Below are 16,773 nucleotides of genomic sequence, written 5' to 3'. Positions count from 1 at the left end.
AAATATATCGTGATGCTTGCCCAAGCGGATAATGTTGTTACAAGCGACTAAAAATTTGATATAATCCTCAGAATTACTGCTTTTTTACGTACGGTAATTAATGTATTCGACTCAGTGTAAGCTGGGTCGATATTTTTTTGCCGTGAAAAATAAGTCCTTATTTTCTTAATTCAAACCATTAACTATGATGTTGGCTAAGTACATTGCCGTGTTTAGCCAGTAATTAATGTTGCCGGAACCGCTATGAAGTTTATTGTAAAGTTATACCCTGAAATCATGATGAAAAGTAAATCGGTAAGATTACGGTTTACTAAAATGCTAGAAACGAATATTCGAAATGTACTTAAAAAAGTCGACGAAGAGGCTAAGGTGCTACGTTTATTTGATCGGATCATCGTCAAGGTACCTGAAGATAAACCAGAATTGCAGGACATATTTGGGCAACGCTTAGCGTGTATTCCTGGTATTGCCCATGTGGTGCAAGTCAGCGAGTATCCGTTTGATACTATTGACAGCATTTACCAGTTAGCCTTACCCCGGTACCGTGATGAAATTGCCGGTAAAACATTTTGTGTACGGGTAAAACGTACCGGAAACCATGATTTTAATTCTATTGATGTTGAGCGTTATGTCGGTGGTGGCTTAAATCAACATGCTGATGCCTTGGGCGTAAAACTGAACAATCCCGATGTTACCGTTAATCTTGAAATTGATGGGAATAAAGTTTATTTGGTTGAGCGTCGTATTGAAGGCTTAGGTGGTTTTCCAATGGCAACCCAAGAGGATGTGTTATCACTTATCTCAGGTGGGTTTGACTCTGGTGTATCAAGTTTTCAATTTATTAAAAAGGGTTCGCGTACCCATTATTGCTTCTTCAACTTGGGTGGCGCACAGCATGAAATAGGCGTTAAACAAGTAGCCTATCATTTATGGAAAACCTATGGTGAGTCACATAAAGTGCGTTTTATTACCGTGCCGTTTGAGCCAGTTGTAGAACAAATTTTAGAACGAATTGATAGTGGCCAAATGGGCGTTATTTTAAAGCGTGTGATGATGCGTGTAGCTGCGCGTATTGCCGAGAAATTTAAAATTCAGGGTTTGGTGACAGGTGAAAGTTTAGGTCAAGTGTCTAGCCAAACCTTGACCAATTTGAATGTGATAGACCGCTGTACTGACATGTTAATTATGCGTCCACTGATAGCCATGGACAAACAGGATATCATCAATCAAAGTCGCTTAATTGGCACAGAGGATTTTGCTAAGACAATGCCTGAATACTGCGGTGTTATCTCTCAAAAACCGACGGTAAAAGCAGTGTTATCTAAAATTGAAGCTGAAGAATTAAAGTTTGATGAAGATCTTATCGAACGTATCGTTTATTCAGCTAAAGTGATGGATATTAGAGATATTGAAACAGAAATGAATCAACAAATCACTGAAACAGAAACGGTAACAGATATTGCATCTGGCGAAATAGTGATTGATGTACGTGCACCTGAAGAAGAAGAGCGTAAGCCATTATCAATAGAAGGCGTAGAGATTACAGCAATCCCATTCTTTAAGTTGGCAACAAAATTTGCTGACTTAGATAAGAGCAAAACCTACCTATTATATTGTGACCGCGGTGTGATGAGTAAATTACAAGCCTTGTATTTAATTGAGCAAGGATATCAGAATGTAAAAGTTTATCGTCCATAAAACGTTAAACTGATTGTAATAAAGGCTTGTGTCTTCAACGGTGCAAGCCTTTTTTATAGCATTTGTTTATCGCAACTGTTTATAGCAATTAACTGATAATCTTCGATATGGAAAAATCTAATTAATACCGTTTCGTGAGCGCGAATTTCCCCTTCCATTATTCAGCTGAGATACACCTCGAAAATCCTCCCCGCTAACGTTATTTCAATATGTTAATCTAATCAAAAACCTGTTCTTTACAAACCGTAAAAAATAGAGATAATCATTAGAAAAACTAATTAAAATAATAAGAGATTAATCATCATGGCCAGACGATTACCGCCCTTAAATGCAGTTAAAGCATTTGAAGCAGCAGCAAGAAACCTCAGTTTTACTAGGGCTGCAGAGGAGTTGTTTGTTACTCAGGCTGCGGTTAGCCATCAGATTAAAGCATTAGAAGATTTTCTAGGGTTAAAGCTTTTTAGACGTAAAAATCGATCATTACTGTTAACCGAAGAAGGTCAGAGCTACTTTCTTGACATCAAGGATATTTTCATTCAGTTGGGAGAGGCGACCGACCGCTTGCTTGCCCGCAGCGCTGTGGGCTCGTTAACGGTAAGTATGTCACCGAGTTTTGCGATTCAATGGTTGGTGCCGCGGTTAGCCAAATTTAGTGAAAAGAATCCTGATATTGATGTGCGTATTAAAGCGGTAGACAGTGATACAGGGTCGTTAACAGATGATGTTGATGTGGCAATTTATTATGGTCAAGGTAATTGGGCAGGGCTTAGAGCGGATAAACTGCGCAATGAAGTATTGATCCCCGTTTGTTCGCCATTGTTATTAAATGGACCTAAGCCACTAAGTACCCCAAGTGATTTGAAATATCATACCCTATTACATGACTCAAGCCGCCACGACTGGCAGGCCTGGTTTAGACAATGCGGGGTAAGTGATATTAATGTCAATCAAGGCCCCATTTTTAGTCATTCATCTTTAGTGTTACAAGCCGCTGCCCACGGGCAGGGGGTTGCATTAGGCTACAGCGTATTAGCCAGGCCGGATATTAAAGCGGGCCGCCTGGTATGTCCGTTTCCTGAAGTCTTAGTCAGTAAAGATGCTTACTATTTAGTGTGTCAGCAAAACCATTCTGAATTAGGCAAAGTCAGCGCATTTCGTGAATGGATGGTGGATATGTTTGCAGAGGAGTCACGCAGTGAATTACTCACAGGATAGCTTAGCTGTCAGTCCTTTAAATATTGATCGCCCAGCAAGCTTGTTAGCAAGCGATTACTCGCTTGAAGGCGATAATCAAAGTGATAGTTTAATTGTGCTTGCCCATGGCGCAGGCGCTAATATGCACCATGCTTTTATGCAGCAATTGGCTGAGCTCTTGGTATTACAAGGTTTTGCTGTATATCGATTTAATTTCTTATACATGCAGGCCAATATGCTTGATGGCAAGAAGCGACCACCTGATAGACCCCCTAAGCTACTGTCGCATCTTGAATCTGTGCTGAAAGATATTTATCACAAACAGCAGCAGGGAGTTATTACCGCTAAACGAGTCGTGTTTATCGGTAAGTCGATGGGCTCAAGAATGATGGCGACATTAACATCAAATTTACACACCTGTGATAATGTCGAGGCGCAAACTATATTAGGCCAGGTAGTTGGTCAAATATGTCTGGGTTATCCCTTTGTTCCTATTAAAGGCGGAGAGCCCAGATTACCACCCCTTAATGATTCGAACATGCCAACCTTAGTGCTACAGGGAGAGCGTGATAAATTTGGTTTGCCTGAACAAATAGCGGCATGGACGTTCAGGGACAGCATTGAGTTTGTCACTATTCCTGATGGCGATCATAGTTTTACACCAAGAAAGTCGTCAGGTACCACGTTTGACGCTAACCTAAAACTTGCTGTGGCAGAAATCGTTAAATTCTCTCAGTCTGTCACTTAATTCATTTTAGGATGATAAATCCGCTAACTCAATTCAAGGTGCGTTATGAACCATCGTTTGTTATTTATTGCTGCTATTAGTGGTTTTATTGCTGTTGCTTTAGGGGCTTTTGGCGCCCATGGATTAAAGAATATTGCCTCAGCAGAAATGGTTAGTATTTTCAAATTAGCGGTTGAGTATCAGTTTTATCACACCTTTGCACTAGTGAGTTTAGCTTTTGCGGCCCAATGGTTGTCAACTAAGTGGCTTAATTGGTCTGCGGGCTTCTTTATCGTAGGCACACTCTTGTTTTCTGGTTCACTGTATTTATATGCTTTAACCCAGGCTAAATGGATTGGTCCTATCACTCCTATGGGAGGGCTTTGTTTACTCATAGCTTGGGCGTTATTTGCGATTGCTGCATGGCGTAGACCCATTAATACTGATCAAATCTAAATCTGCTATAGCGTCATATTCTTGCTATAATCCGACAAAATTTGGCTCCAAGATCGACTATTGCTAAGGCTTTACATGAAAAACCTATTCTTATTTTGCCGCGCTGGATATGAAAAAGAGTGCGCAGCAGAAATTCAACAACGTGCGGCAGAGCTCAACATTGGCGGCTTCGTTAAAACTAATAACAATGACGCTTATGTTATTTATCAATGTTTTGAAGACAATGGTGCCGATAAGTTAGCCGAGCAACTAGCATTGCAGTCGTTAATTTTTACGCGACAAATGTTTGCCGCTGGCGAGTTACTAATTGACTTGCCAGAGCAAGACAGAATGAGTCCGATTGTTGCAGCCTTAGGTGAGATATCTCGTTGTGGCGAATTACGGGTAGAAACTCCTGACACTAACGAAGCAAAAGAATTGTCGGCATTTTGCCGTAAGTTCACTGTACCATTACGCCAGGGGTTGAAAAAAGCTGGTATTTTATTGGCCAAAGAAAGCCAAAGTCGTCCAATTGTACATGTGTGTTTTATTGGTCCGGGAAAGGCGTATGTAGGCTATTCTCTTAGCAATAATAGCTCACCACATTTCATGGGTATTCCGCGCTTGAAAATGGTTGCAGATGCACCGAGTCGCTCTAGTTTAAAACTAGACGAAGCTTTTAGTGCCTTTTTAACCAGAGAAGAGCAAGATTTGCGCTGTCGTAGTGGCTTAAATGCCGTTGATTTGGGCGCATGTCCCGGTGGTTGGACTTATCAATTAGTCCGCCGAGGGATGATGGTTGCTGCTGTTGATAATGGCCCTATGAATGAAAAGTTAATGGAAACAGGCCAAGTTAAGCATTACCGTGCCGATGGCTTTCGATTTGAACCCCCAAGAAAAAATATTTATTGGTTAGTATGTGACATGGTTGAAAAACCTTCACGCGTGGCAGAGTTGATAGAAGCTTGGGCCATTAATGCATGGTTTAAAGAAGCTATTTTCAATCTGAAATTACCAATGAAAAGTCGATACAAAGAAGTGCGAGTTATCCTAGATACTATGGCGGAGATTTTTAAAGAAAATAACATTGAATACCGCATGCAATGCAAACACCTTTATCATGACCGTGATGAAGTGACGGTACACTTATGGTTATTCCCAGAAAAAGGCGTTAATTATGCCGTATTGGGTGAAAGATAAGTTATTCATTTTTCAGTGTTAGATTTATATAAAACAAAAAGCCCTAATCGAAATTAGGGCTTTTTTGTAGGTTTTGTGCTCAACAGCAAAAGCTAACCTAATCGTTCTAATACCGCTTGAGTGAAGTCAGTAGTACCATAAGTGCCCCCTAAGTCACGGGTAGTACGATCGCCTTCTTCAATCACTGCTGCTACCGCATTACGGATCATTACCGCTTTATCTGACATACCTAAATATTCAAGCATTTGAATTGAGGCTAAAATAACGGATGTTGGATTGGCTAAGTTTTTACCCGCAATATCTGGTGCACTGCCATGTACCGCTTCAAAGATAGCGGCGTCGCGACCAATATTTGCCCCCGGTGCCATGCCTAAACCACCGACAAGCCCAGCACACAAATCAGATAAGATATCGCCGAATAAGTTGGTTGTGACTATTACATCAAAGTTTTCTGGGTTCATTACCAGCTTCATGCAAGTGGCATCAACAATCATTTCTTCAGTAATCAAATCAGGATAACGTAAGCTGACTTCTCTAGCCACTTTCAAAAACAAACCTGAGGTTGATTTCATGATATTGGCTTTATGCACAATAGTGACTTTTTTACGATTTTCTTTACGGGCTAATTCATAGGCAAATGTCACGATTTGCTCAGCACCTTTGCGGGTAATAATACTGGTTGCTTCAGCCGTTTCACCGTCGTCTGATACTTTTTGGCCAAAACCTGAGTACATGCCTTCGGTATTTTCTCGCACCGTAATAATATCAATATTTTCATAACGGGCCTGAGTGCCCTTAAATGAGTTTACTGGGCGAACATTTGCATACAAGCTGAACTTTTTACGCAAACTAACATTAATTGAAGTAAAACCTTCACCAACAGGAGTGGTTAACGGACCCTTTAAAGTAATGCGGTTTTTTTCAATTAAGTCTAAGGTACGTTGCGGTATTAGCTCTCCGTGTTTTTCTAACGCAGCTAGACCAGCATCGGCAAATTCATATTCAAAATTACAACCAGCCTTATCAAGAATTTTTAATGCAGAATCGATAATGCTTGGGCCAATCCCATCACCTGGAATTACAGTTATTGTACGTTTTGACATGAGAAGTCCTTACACCTGAGATGTGACTGCAATGAATACAGCGCATTAATATTGACCGCCTAAGCAAGGTGATTTAAATACGGCTTACACTAAGCGGTGGTACTAAGATCGAAACGCAATGTTTCGGTGAGCTATTTTAACGATTTAACATCTTTATTTACACAAAACTGAGAGTGAAATGACATTTTAAAGGTCATTTAAAGTCATTTTGGATTAAAATAATTCAATAAGTGACCGATTCAACTAAATCTTAACAAATCGATAAGTCAGCCTGCCTTTTTCAGCAAGAGTTAACGCTATTAAAGCAGGATATATTGTTCATTTATTGCGGTTATTTACTAGACGACCATAGTCGCATAATGAAAGTAGCGATACTTATGTGGCTGCTAGTGGAGACTGTAATTAATTATAAATGAGCACTGAACAGTAAATACTTCGAATTGGGTGTTAGTTGTTATTAATACCCCATAATTATAAAAGAGGAAGATTGTGAAATTATCTTATTTGTCCATTTACGCTGTGGTGGCTTTGTCGCTCTCATCGAGCCTGATATCAGCGGAACCATTAACCCTGACCGACATTATGCATTTTAAAACCTTACAGCAACCAGTATTAGCTGATGATGGTAGCATAATGGCAGTTGAGGCTCAGCCTGACAGAGGTGAGAGTGATGTTATTATTAAATCGACTGATGGTAGCAAGAGTTTTGAAATTACTAATGGAACTCAGCCTGAAGTGACACCTAATGGTCAATTTGTTATCGCGACTATTCCAGCAAGTTTGCTAGATAAAGAAACTAAAAAGAAAGCCGAATTAACCCAGAATATAGTGCTACTTAACACTAAGACAAACACACAACAGACATTTGAAAATGTTAAGTCGGCGCATTTTAATGATAATGGCCAGTATTTAGCTATTTGGTTCAAAGAAGAAAAACCTGCCCCAGACAGTAAGCCAGCAGAAGATAATACAGAGCAATCAGATTCGAAGAAAAAGCCCAAACTTGATGATGCGGATAAAGGCACCTCGTTAACCTTAATCCATTTAACGACTCAAAAAGAAATTCAACTCACTAATGTGACTCAATACGCATTTGATGAGTCAGGAATTCATTTTGTCGCGGCGGTTAATGATCATGATAATAATCAACATCATGTCACGTTAGTGAGCTTAAAAGATCAAACTCAACGTAATATATATAGCGCGATAGATGAGCAAGTGGGCGAGCTCGCTTTAAGCAACGATGGTCGCTTTGTTGGATTTACGGCGGGAAAACTGGCCAGTAAGCGTGATAGTCGTGAATATAAATTACATCTTATTGATATAAAGTCAGGTAAAAAACGTCAACCTAGTAGTGATGGGTGGACGTTGAATCAACATGCTAGCGTGATGTTTTCCCGTGATAATGAGCGGTTATTTGTTGGTAGAGTACCGCAAGTTATTGCCCCTACAGCGCGGGTAAAATATACCGATGAACAATCATTATTTGATCAAGGTGTCATTACTGACAATAAAAATCTACGGGTTTGGCATGGCGATGACCCCAAAATTAAGCCCCATGAAGTGAAAGAATATCAAGATGAGCTAAAGCGTACTTATTTAGCGGTTTATCATATTGAAGCAGATCATATGGTTCAATTGGCTGATAAAACTGTGCCAACCATAAATTATGGTGAGCAACAGCGTTATTTAGTGGCAACATCAGATGTGCCTTACCAGAAAATGATTACCTGGGCAGGTTTTTATCAAGATGTGTATTTGGTGGATGTGAACACGGGTCGAAAGATTTTGGTGTTGGCACAGCAACCTAGTGACGCTATTCCGACATTATCACCTAATGCTCAATTCCTTCGCTATTATCAGCAGGGAAATATTTATATTTACGATATTGCTCAAGCGGTAAGTTATAACTTGAGTGGTCAATATGATGTGCCATTTTCCGATGAAGACCATGATTATCCGAGCCAAGCTCCAGGTTATGGTTTTGGTCCATGGTTAGCCGATAGTTCAGGCTTTATTGCCTATGATAAATATGATGCATGGCAGTTCAATACCAAGTCTCATAATGGTTTTATGTTATCTAATGGGGAAGGGCGAAAGCAAGGTATTGAATTTCGCGTTAAAGGGTTAGTTGAAGATAAACAGCCTGCTACGCTTAAGCAAGATCAAGTGGTGCTATTACAAGGTTACAGTCATCGCAATAAAGAGGATGAGTTTTACCAAGCAAAAATAGGTACAGCAGGGGTAAAAAAACTCACTAATAGTAAAAGTAAATTAACCGTGCTAGCCAGAGCTAAGCAGAGCGAACAGGTATTATTTTCAACCCAGCGTTTTGATTTATATCCAGATATTTATACTGCAACGCTAGACTCCCTAAGCAGTGCTAAAGCGCTTACTCAATTAGACAAGCAGCGCCAAGGGTTTTCTTGGGGCCATGCAGAGCTAGTGCAATGGACTGGCGCAGATGGTGAGTCTATTGATGGCGTGTTGATTAAACCAAGTAATTACCAGGAAGGAAAAACCTATCCTGTTATGGTCTACTATTACCGCTTTATGAGCGATCGTTTACATGCTTTTCCTGATATGAAAATAAACCATAGACCTAATTTTGCCTGGTATACCGATAATGGTTATGCGATTTTTTTACCAGATATTCGTTTTGAAATTGGCTATCCAGGTATATCGGCGGTAAAAGCATTAACCTCTGGAGTACAAAAAATAGTTGAAATGGGTGTCGCGGATCCTAAAAAAATCGGCCTGCATGGACATTCATGGAGCGGTTATCAAACGGCTTATGCTGTTACTCAAACTAATATGTTTGCCGCAGCGGTAGCAGGGGCGCCGGTATCGAATATGACCAGCGCCTACAGTGGAATTCGACATGGTAGCGGACTTGCACGTCAATTTCAGTATGAGGCCGGCCAAAGTAGAATGGCTGAAAGCTTATATAAAGCGCCACAGAAATACATTGAAAACTCACCTGTATTTTATGTTGAACGCATTCAAACACCTATGATGATTATGTTTGGTGATATTGACGATGCTGTGCCTTGGGAGCAAGGTATTGAAATGTATTTAGCCATGCGTCGTGCAGGTAAGGATGTGGTATTTCTTCAGTATGAAGGCGAACCACATCATTTGAAGAAGTACCCTAACAAGCTGGATTACACCATAAAAATGCGTCAATACTTTGATCATTACTTACTCGGTAAGCCAGCGCCATTATGGCTTGAAAAAGGTGAAGCTTATCAAGAGTACTCAGCAGACTAATAAGATGCTAAGTTGACTAGAATATGCAGGCACTAGCGGCCTGCATTTTTATTGGAAAACATTTTCATCTCAGTGCATAACACTAGAATCTCTGATTGGCTGCGATAATGCTGTTGAGGTCGGCGATAAAAGCGACTTATTGAAAAATGATAATACATTTAAGAGGAAGTACTACATCATCTGGCCTTACCAACCATTCTGTCTTCAACAGTTATCATCTTGAATAAGTAATCCTTTATTTGACTTAATATAAGATTTGAATATTAAGGATACAAAAAAGTGAGTCAATCTCATAAATAGAATCGCGCTAAAGACTTAGTTTTGCGGGAAACATATCGATTATTTAACAGATTGCGGCTGATGGCTCAATATTGATGAGCCGCAGCATAAATGCAGGGTTAAACTAGTGAGCCTGAATACTGTTATCAGCAAAAATAGTGCTAGCTAAATATTGTTGAAGTGTTTCGGTTCCCCAAGCTATTAAGATATTATTTTTAAACAACAGCGGTGTGCATTCATCGCGGGTGGTAATGCCATCTGATTGCACATGGTGGGTGCGATAAAATAACAGTTGATATTGACCATCTATAGCCGTTTTAGCTTCAACAAAATCCGCGCTGCCAAATATTTTTATAATGTCTTCCCGTGGTTGTCCAAAGCTGAGTTCACTCATTTTCTGGTTATTATAAGCTTGCCTGTCATCCCACTCCCTATCTTCTGGCTGTGGTTCGTAGACAAACATCACAACAGCGACAAAAAAGAGGTATGCGATAAAAACCCCACCGATAACGTAAGTAGCTTTAGCTTTCATTTATAGGCCCGAATATATTTTAGTGTTGAGTTACAATATTATTTAACTTAATGGATTCTAATGTTTTTGTAACGGCTAATTTTGTAACTTATGGTGTCGATATCCCAGCTTGATATCTAAATTGTTTTAAGTTGATATTGAGTGGAATGTCACATTGCAGCTGGGCCAATTTGTAACTAATACGTGCAATGTCTTTTCCTTCTGCAAGTTTTTGTGCCTGTTTGGGGCCAAGATTTTCCAGTGAACGATAGATATTAGCTAAAGTGCGAAATTTATTCAGTAAGTCTGCCGCTGATTTAGGACCGATACCTGCAATGCCGGGGATTTTATTGCCGCTGTCGCCTGCAAGGGCAATAAAGTCCAAAAACTGACTGTGTACTACACCAAGTTTGCGTTCATATTCAATTAAATCAAATGCTTTTTGATTAAAGTGATCCCACAATGTCAGTTGATTTTGCGGTAACTGGCTAAAGCCTTTATCGGTAGAGGCAATAATTGCCTGGCCCTGATTATTGGTAATTTTAAGGGCTAATGTGGCGATGACATCATCAGCTTCTGATGCTGCATCTAATGAATAGATATGCTCTGCGGCCAGTGCCGATTTAATTTCCTTTAACCCTTTATGTAAGGCTTCAGGCATCGGCTTTCGACCTTTTTTGTAATCAGCATAAAGCTTTTTACGCCAAGACTCTTGTTCGCCATCCCAGACGGCAACGACATGGGAAGGTTGATGGTGTTGTAACATTTTATGACAAGCTGCCAAAGAGCGCACCTTAACACTGTCAATATCGGTCTCGTCTGGTAACACCGCATGTATACGGCGAACTAGGTTAAGACCATCAATAATGAGTAATTTATTCATATTATTATTTTATGTGATGATTTTATAGCAAGGCTCATAAGCGCTGCCAGGAAGTTTCATTCGCTGTTGTTCTACAAATGCATTAAGTAGCTTGTCCATCATCTCCATTAACTTAGGGTCGCCTTTAATATGGAACTTGCCGTGCTCCTTAATGCGCTTGATGGTTTCGCCTTTCACATTGCCAGCCACAATGCCTGAAAATGCCTTACGTAAATTAGCGGCAAGCTCAGCTTTATTATTTTGAAAGTATAGATTTAAATTTGCCATAACTTCATGGCTGGGATCAAAGGGTAATTGAAATTCTGGTTCAATTTTTAAAGACCACTGATACTGATAAGCATCGCCTTTTGTTTTGCGATAGGTTTTCACTTCCGCCATACCTTGTTTCATTATTTGAGCAACCTTGACAGGGTCATCAATAATAATTTGATACTTATTCTGGGCTTCTTCGCCAAGGGTGGCACCAATAAATTTATCAATTTCTTCAAAATATTGTGCACTTTCCTTAGGGCCAGTAAGCACTAATGGAAAAGGAGTGTCAGCGTTTTCTATATTCAATAAAATACCTAAAAAGTACAGTAGCTCTTCAGCAGTGCCCGCACCACCTGGGAATATAATAATCCCATGACCAATGCGCACAAAGGCCTCAAGGCGTTTTTCTATGTCGGGCAAAATGACCAGTTCATTGACGATTTGATTAGGAGGCTCTGCGGCAATAATACTGGGTTCGGTTAAACCAATATAACGAGCATTTTTAACCCTTTGTTTTGCATGACCAATTGCCGCGCCTTTCATCGGACCTTCCATTGCACCAGGGCCACAGCCAGTACAAATATCAAGTTGCCTAAGCCCTAACTGGTATCCTACGTCGCGAGTATATTGATATTCGACGGCATTAATACTGTGTCCACCCCAGCATACGACAACATTGGGGTCCTTCATTGGCGAGATCGCGCGCGCATTTCTCAATATATCGAAAACAACATTGGTAATGTGACTCGCATTGGTTAAGTTGATGTGTTTGAGGTTATCGTATTTATTGGTGATATAAATGATGTCACGCAGCACAGCAAATAAGTGTTCTTGAATACCGGTAATTATTTCACCGTCGACAAAAGCTTGCTCGGGAGGGTTGATCAATTCAAGCTTAATACCACGTTCACGTTGAAGTACATTGATATTGAAGGTGTCGAATCTATCGAAAAGCGCTTCAGCGTCATCACTGACAAGGCCTGAAGATAACACAGCTAATGAGCAGCTGCGGTACAATTGATAAAGGTCGCTTTTGGCGCCTTGTTTTAGTCGATCAACTTCCAACTGTGAAAGTTGATCCAAACTGCCTCGAGGGCTAATCCGTATAATCATAAGCAACTCCTATAGACCTAAGTGTAAAGACACTTAAGCTGCGGTGCTGCTTATATGTCTATTACGACTCTGTCTCTGCCATTATTTTTCGCTTTATAGAGTGCCGTATCTGCTCTTTCAAAAGCTTCTTCGATGGTTTCATTGTCCATCACTTGCGCAGCACCGATAGATAATGTAACTGTAATTCTCTGATTTTTAAATTTAAATGGAATATTTTTTACTTTTTCTCTTACGCGGTTAAGTAATGCTGAAATATGCTCTTCGGTAACGTCAGGCAGTAACAGCACAAACTCTTCACCACCGTACCTTGCCACAAATTCACTGTCGCGTAATGAGTTTTTAAGAGCCATAGCAATTACTTGCAGTGTTTTATCACCCGTACTGTGGCCAAAATTATCATTTACCGATTTAAAATGGTCAATATCGGTTACCGCAATCCACAAAGGTGTCTTAAATCGAACATGATTTCGATATTCTTGATCCATTCTATCCTCAAGGGCGGTTCTATTTGCCAGTTGAGTCAGTGGGTCAAGAAGATTAAGTTTTTGGTGTTCAAATAGTTTTTCTTTATAACAATTTGCTTCTTGGGTAATACTATTAAGCTCTTTACGCATGGCTTCAATAGACTTACGTAATATTGTTTGTTCACGTTGTTCAAGCGCTTCTTTACGAGATAACACATCACGAAGGGATGATAACTGTATTGTTAGCTGCGTCTTTAAATCACTTAAATCGTCGACTTCAGTGATAATACCGTCAGCATTATCAACCCTTAAGTTAATCTCTTTATTTAACTGCTGCTTAAGTTGATGGCTTCGCTCATTGTTGTTTTGCGAATTATTGACGACATCTCGGACAACGGTTAAAGCATCATTTAATGCGTATAGAAAGTCCTGGGAAGCTGATTTCTCTCTGGCAATATTATCTAATAATAAGCTTAGGATAGTTTGATACGATTCAAGTAATGTATTTAAGCTAATATCGCCCAATAATACTTCTTTCATTACCAGGATTTGGTCGCGTTGATCTTTACGAAACTCTATTTCAGATATTTTTACTGCCAGTTCATGCGCAAGTTGAATGTGCTGCGGTAATATGTCGTAACTGTCTTCATCGGTAAATTGCTGCTGTAAAATTTCTTCGTAAAAGCCAATAAGCTTTTCAACTTTGGGGATGTATTCCCATACGGTGTGAAAAGGTTTCGCGAGATCTTGCTTGAAATAATTGATTTCTTTTTTGACTTTATCGGGTGCTGAATTGACTCGTTGAATCTGCCTTATCACTCTAGCTAGACCTAATCTGCTTTCTTCAAGCTGAGTCATAGTATGGTGATATTGACCTTTCAAAATTCTTTCAATAGCAACTAATTCAGGTAGCGCCTCGTCAATTTGCTCGTAATCATGCAATTGGTGACGTAATTTGGCTAATTTATTATCAAGCTCAAGATTTTGCCCTTTACAGGCCAAGCTTAAATGGCCAATAAACTGGATCAGGGTTTTAAGCTTATCATTACGATCTTTATTGATATCCTCTAAAGCTGTTCGGGCAGCATGAAGTTTTTGTTTCATTAGCGCTATTTGTGATACCGCTATCTCGGAATCTTTCATAAAATGCCTTGTTGCTTCCGCTAAATTCAACTAATAAAAAAGATAATGTTTATATGTCTTCAATTACACCGATAACTAAACACAGATAACTAAAATTTAGGCTAAGTTGGGTAATATCTAACATAACGACGCACGACTATATCTATAGTGTAGCAATGTTATAACAAAGCGTTGTAGACGGATATCTAAAATCAGTACAAAAGATGATGATTCTTGATGTTCGCTGAATAATTGCGCAATATTTAACTTGGCCAAGACTCTTCTGTAATTATCTGATTACTTTCAGCTTTAATTATTCCTCTCTTCAATGCTTGCGTGAGGTTAAGATAGAGTGGCGCACTAAAAATAGTGGCTGGAGCAAAGTTAAGGGTCTTGATTGATACATAGGTATTTTCGTTTTGAGTCATTGCTGCTGCAATAGCATATTGTGCGGTCTCAAAGTGCAGTTCTGCAGATACTGATATATCCGGGTTGGCAAGTAATGGCATATTAATATGACCGATATAAATACGGGATAACTTTTTTTCTTTGTTAAAGCTGGGTATTAAGGGGTTTAAAAGTGTGCTTTTAGCGACATAACCTTCAATCGTTGACAATAAATCCTGCGCGCTAATAGTATAATTAAAGCAACAAGCAAATAGCCCCGGTTTGATAACGTAGATATCTGCGGTTAATAACTGGCTTAATTCATTAATAAATGACTGAATAATTTTAGCTGATTCAGTTAAACCCATCTGGGTATCGCTATGAGTCAGTGCTTCTATTTTAAGTAAAGCAAAATTAGATATCTCAGATAATTTGTCGTTTTGCAAACGTAGAATACAGGCTCTAAATCCATTTAGCTGACTTATGGGCTCCAATAGGTATTGTTGTTTGTACTCTCGTTGCGCTCGAATGATTCTCTGAGAACGGCTTATGGTCACTAACAATACAATCACAATGATAATAGTGCTGCAGAGCAATAAAATAGTCATCAATTGATTGTCATTAAGGGCAGCCTTTTGTTCGTTGACTTTTGTTTGTAATAGGCTTAAATCGAATTTTAATTTTTGCTCAGTGAGCCCCGAACTCTCAGATTCATCCTCTTCTACTGCGTCTATTCCGTCGGATAACTCAATAATTTGATCAACAATATCTATGGCGGCATTTAAGTCACCCACTTTTCGGTAAGACATTGATAGGTATTTTAATGCTTCTAACTTTTGATCTGTTAAGTTTTTTTCTGTCGCTAGGACGAGTGACTTCTTTGCATGTTCAATGGCTTCTGGCCACATTGCTAGTTTAATCAGAATTTCTGTGTACAAGGCTTCATTATAAACTAAGTAATGAGTAACATTTTTAGCGATGAAAATGCTATTAGCTTTGGCTATCGCAGCCAATGCTGCTGGCCCATTGTTAAGGTTTAAATAGGCCTCAGCAATATTGTGACTGTTTAAACCTTGACCTATTTCATTACCAAGTCGTTCGTTAACTTGTTGTGCATTAAGATAATAGTCAATTGCTTTGTTCCATTCTTTCTTGCCTGCGTAAATCATCGCAATCACGGTCAAGGCTTCTGCCGTATATGAACCTTGGTCAAAAGTCTGGAAACTTGTAGTTGCATCATGGGCGTGTTTGAGCGCTTCATCCCACTGTTCTAAATCGCGATAAGTACGGGCTAAATTGAGTTGAGCGTGTGCTTTAATCCCTGGGTAGCTAATGCGGTTACCCACACGAAAAGCCTCTGTATAATATTGTAATGACTTTGCCGGTTCACTTCTTCTATTGTAATAACGCCCTAGCTCTAATTCTGCCAGTGCGATGAAATAGTCATTACGCAGTTGATAAGCTATTTCTCGATAACGGTTTAAGTGAGTTAGGTTAGGTGATGGTTGTAAAACCATTCTATATAAGCCACTTAAGTGCTCATGAATTGAAAATCTAAATAAGGTGGCTTGCAGTGATAAGTCAGAGCTTACCTTATTCAATGCATCGTTATATTGGCTTATTGCATAAGTATAATCTTGGGTTTCTCGCGCGCTTAACCGCCCGTTTAACATAATAATTATTGCTTTATCTAACGGTGTGGTTGCCACTATTCTTAATTGCTTTATGAGAGTGAGAGCATCCTCATTTTTTGTATCTGAGTTCACATTTGATTCAAGGTTAAGCCTTGCCAGCAATATTAATTGTTGGATCAAATCATCGGGTGACATATCAAGCTTTTTGGCAATAAGATCAAATTGACTCTTATTGCTAAACTCTAATGGAAACTGAGTACTGGATCTGAGTTCAAGGTAAAGCTCTTGTGGTGTTTCGCGAAAAGTAATTTCCTGTAGTTCAAGATCTGTGGCATTAGCTGATGCAAACAAATTAATGAATACCAGTGAACACCAAATGATGATATGCCGCATAAAATCTAAACCTTCCTTGATAAGCCGACAACCGTCGGAAACTCACAATGAGTAATAATATGTAAACAGATGTTGTTTATTGCTGAGACTCTAGCAATAGGTTGTTAT

At 39.4% G+C, this 16,773-nt stretch carries 12 protein-coding genes; 6 read left to right on the top strand and 6 right to left on the bottom strand.

Translation table 11 applies throughout. From position 1 onward, the window contains the following. The first annotated feature begins 243 nt into the window (after positions 1-243). The 5 genes from thiI (at position 244) to rlmM (ending at position 5,254) form a co-directional block, all read left to right on the top strand. Positions 244-1,698 carry a tRNA uracil 4-sulfurtransferase ThiI gene (thiI, locus tag ACRWQM_RS11810; RefSeq protein ID WP_434930122.1) on the top strand — a complete coding sequence of 485 codons (1,455 nt, stop codon included), beginning with the start codon at positions 244-246 and terminating at the stop codon, positions 1,696-1,698. Positions 1,699-2,001: 303 nt separating this feature from the next. Next, positions 2,002-2,913: a transcriptional regulator GcvA gene (locus ACRWQM_RS11805; RefSeq protein ID WP_434928769.1), complete on the top strand. Its 912-nt coding sequence runs from the start codon at positions 2,002-2,004 to the stop codon at positions 2,911-2,913. 40 nt (positions 2,914-2,953) lie between these two features. Then, entirely contained in the window at positions 2,954-3,640 is a 687-nt protein-coding gene (locus ACRWQM_RS11800) for an alpha/beta family hydrolase (protein WP_434932033.1), read from the top strand. 45 nt (positions 3,641-3,685) lie between these two features. After that, positions 3,686-4,075 (top strand): DUF423 domain-containing protein, encoded by a 390-nt coding sequence (locus ACRWQM_RS11795; RefSeq protein WP_434930121.1) that lies wholly within the window; start codon positions 3,686-3,688, stop codon positions 4,073-4,075. Positions 4,076-4,150: 75 nt separating this feature from the next. Continuing rightward, on the top strand, positions 4,151-5,254 hold the full coding sequence (rlmM, locus tag ACRWQM_RS11790; RefSeq protein ID WP_434928771.1) for a 23S rRNA (cytidine(2498)-2'-O)-methyltransferase RlmM: 1,104 nt from the start codon (positions 4,151-4,153) through the stop codon (positions 5,252-5,254). Between the two features lie 92 nt (positions 5,255-5,346). Here rlmM and ACRWQM_RS11785 read toward each other — a convergent pair whose 3' ends face one another. Next, on the bottom strand, positions 5,347-6,357 hold the full coding sequence (locus ACRWQM_RS11785; RefSeq protein WP_434928772.1) for an isocitrate dehydrogenase: 1,011 nt from the start codon (positions 6,355-6,357) through the stop codon (positions 5,347-5,349). 489 nt (positions 6,358-6,846) lie between these two features. Here ACRWQM_RS11785 and ACRWQM_RS11780 point away from each other — a divergent pair, with 489 nt between their 5' ends. Continuing rightward, positions 6,847-9,627 carry an alpha/beta hydrolase family protein gene (locus tag ACRWQM_RS11780; RefSeq protein WP_434930120.1) on the top strand — a complete coding sequence of 927 codons (2,781 nt, stop codon included), beginning with the start codon at positions 6,847-6,849 and terminating at the stop codon, positions 9,625-9,627. Between the two features lie 403 nt (positions 9,628-10,030). Here the strand turns inward: ACRWQM_RS11780 and ACRWQM_RS11775 are convergent, their stop codons facing one another. The 5 genes from ACRWQM_RS11775 to ACRWQM_RS11755 all read right to left on the bottom strand — a co-directional run bounded on the left by ACRWQM_RS11775 (position 10,031) and on the right by ACRWQM_RS11755 (position 16,665). After that, a complete protein-coding gene (locus ACRWQM_RS11775; RefSeq protein ID WP_434928773.1) occupies positions 10,031-10,438 on the bottom strand; it encodes a DUF3192 domain-containing protein in 408 nt (135 codons plus the stop codon). Positions 10,439-10,526: 88 nt separating this feature from the next. Next, complete coding sequence (xni, locus tag ACRWQM_RS11770; protein WP_434930118.1) at positions 10,527-11,300, bottom strand: flap endonuclease Xni; 774 nt, start codon at positions 11,298-11,300, stop codon at positions 10,527-10,529. 9 nt (positions 11,301-11,309) lie between these two features. Then, positions 11,310-12,665 (bottom strand): nucleotide 5'-monophosphate nucleosidase PpnN, encoded by a 1,356-nt coding sequence (gene ppnN, locus ACRWQM_RS11765; protein WP_434930117.1) that lies wholly within the window; start codon positions 12,663-12,665, stop codon positions 11,310-11,312. Between the two features lie 50 nt (positions 12,666-12,715). Further along, complete coding sequence (locus tag ACRWQM_RS11760) at positions 12,716-14,272, bottom strand: diguanylate cyclase domain-containing protein (protein ID WP_434930115.1); 1,557 nt, start codon at positions 14,270-14,272, stop codon at positions 12,716-12,718. A gap of 242 nt (positions 14,273-14,514) precedes the next feature. Beyond that, complete coding sequence (locus tag ACRWQM_RS11755) at positions 14,515-16,665, bottom strand: tetratricopeptide repeat protein (protein WP_434930114.1); 2,151 nt, start codon at positions 16,663-16,665, stop codon at positions 14,515-14,517. Positions 16,666-16,773: the final 108 nt, after the last annotated feature.

It is taken from the genome of Shewanella sp. HL-SH5 (assembly GCF_051163755.1).
GTDB classification, from domain to species: domain Bacteria; phylum Pseudomonadota; class Gammaproteobacteria; order Enterobacterales; family Shewanellaceae; genus Shewanella; species Shewanella glacialimarina.
The sequence above is the reverse complement of the archived record's forward strand: the minus strand, read 5'-3'. Positions and strand labels throughout refer to the sequence as shown.

Bases quoted from the DNA above. Each gene is read 5' to 3' on its own strand.
- thiI (WP_434930122.1), top strand. From the start codon at position 244: ATGAAGTTTATTGTAAAGTTATACCCTGAAATCATGATGAAAAGTAAA.
- ACRWQM_RS11805 (WP_434928769.1), top strand. From the start codon at position 2,002: ATGGCCAGACGATTACCGCCCTTAAATGCAGTTAAAGCATTTGAAGCA.
- ACRWQM_RS11795 (WP_434930121.1), top strand. From the start codon at position 3,686: ATGAACCATCGTTTGTTATTTATTGCTGCTATTAGTGGTTTTATTGCT.
- rlmM (WP_434928771.1), top strand. From the start codon at position 4,151: ATGAAAAACCTATTCTTATTTTGCCGCGCTGGATATGAAAAAGAGTGC.
- ACRWQM_RS11785 (WP_434928772.1), bottom strand. From the start codon at position 6,357: ATGTCAAAACGTACAATAACTGTAATTCCAGGTGATGGGATTGGCCCA.
- ACRWQM_RS11775 (WP_434928773.1), bottom strand. From the start codon at position 10,438: ATGAAAGCTAAAGCTACTTACGTTATCGGTGGGGTTTTTATCGCATAC.
- xni (WP_434930118.1), bottom strand. From the start codon at position 11,300: ATGAATAAATTACTCATTATTGATGGTCTTAACCTAGTTCGCCGTATA.
- ppnN (WP_434930117.1), bottom strand. From the start codon at position 12,665: ATGATTATACGGATTAGCCCTCGAGGCAGTTTGGATCAACTTTCACAG.
- ACRWQM_RS11760 (WP_434930115.1), bottom strand. From the start codon at position 14,272: ATGAAAGATTCCGAGATAGCGGTATCACAAATAGCGCTAATGAAACAA.
- ACRWQM_RS11755 (WP_434930114.1), bottom strand. From the start codon at position 16,665: ATGCGGCATATCATCATTTGGTGTTCACTGGTATTCATTAATTTGTTT.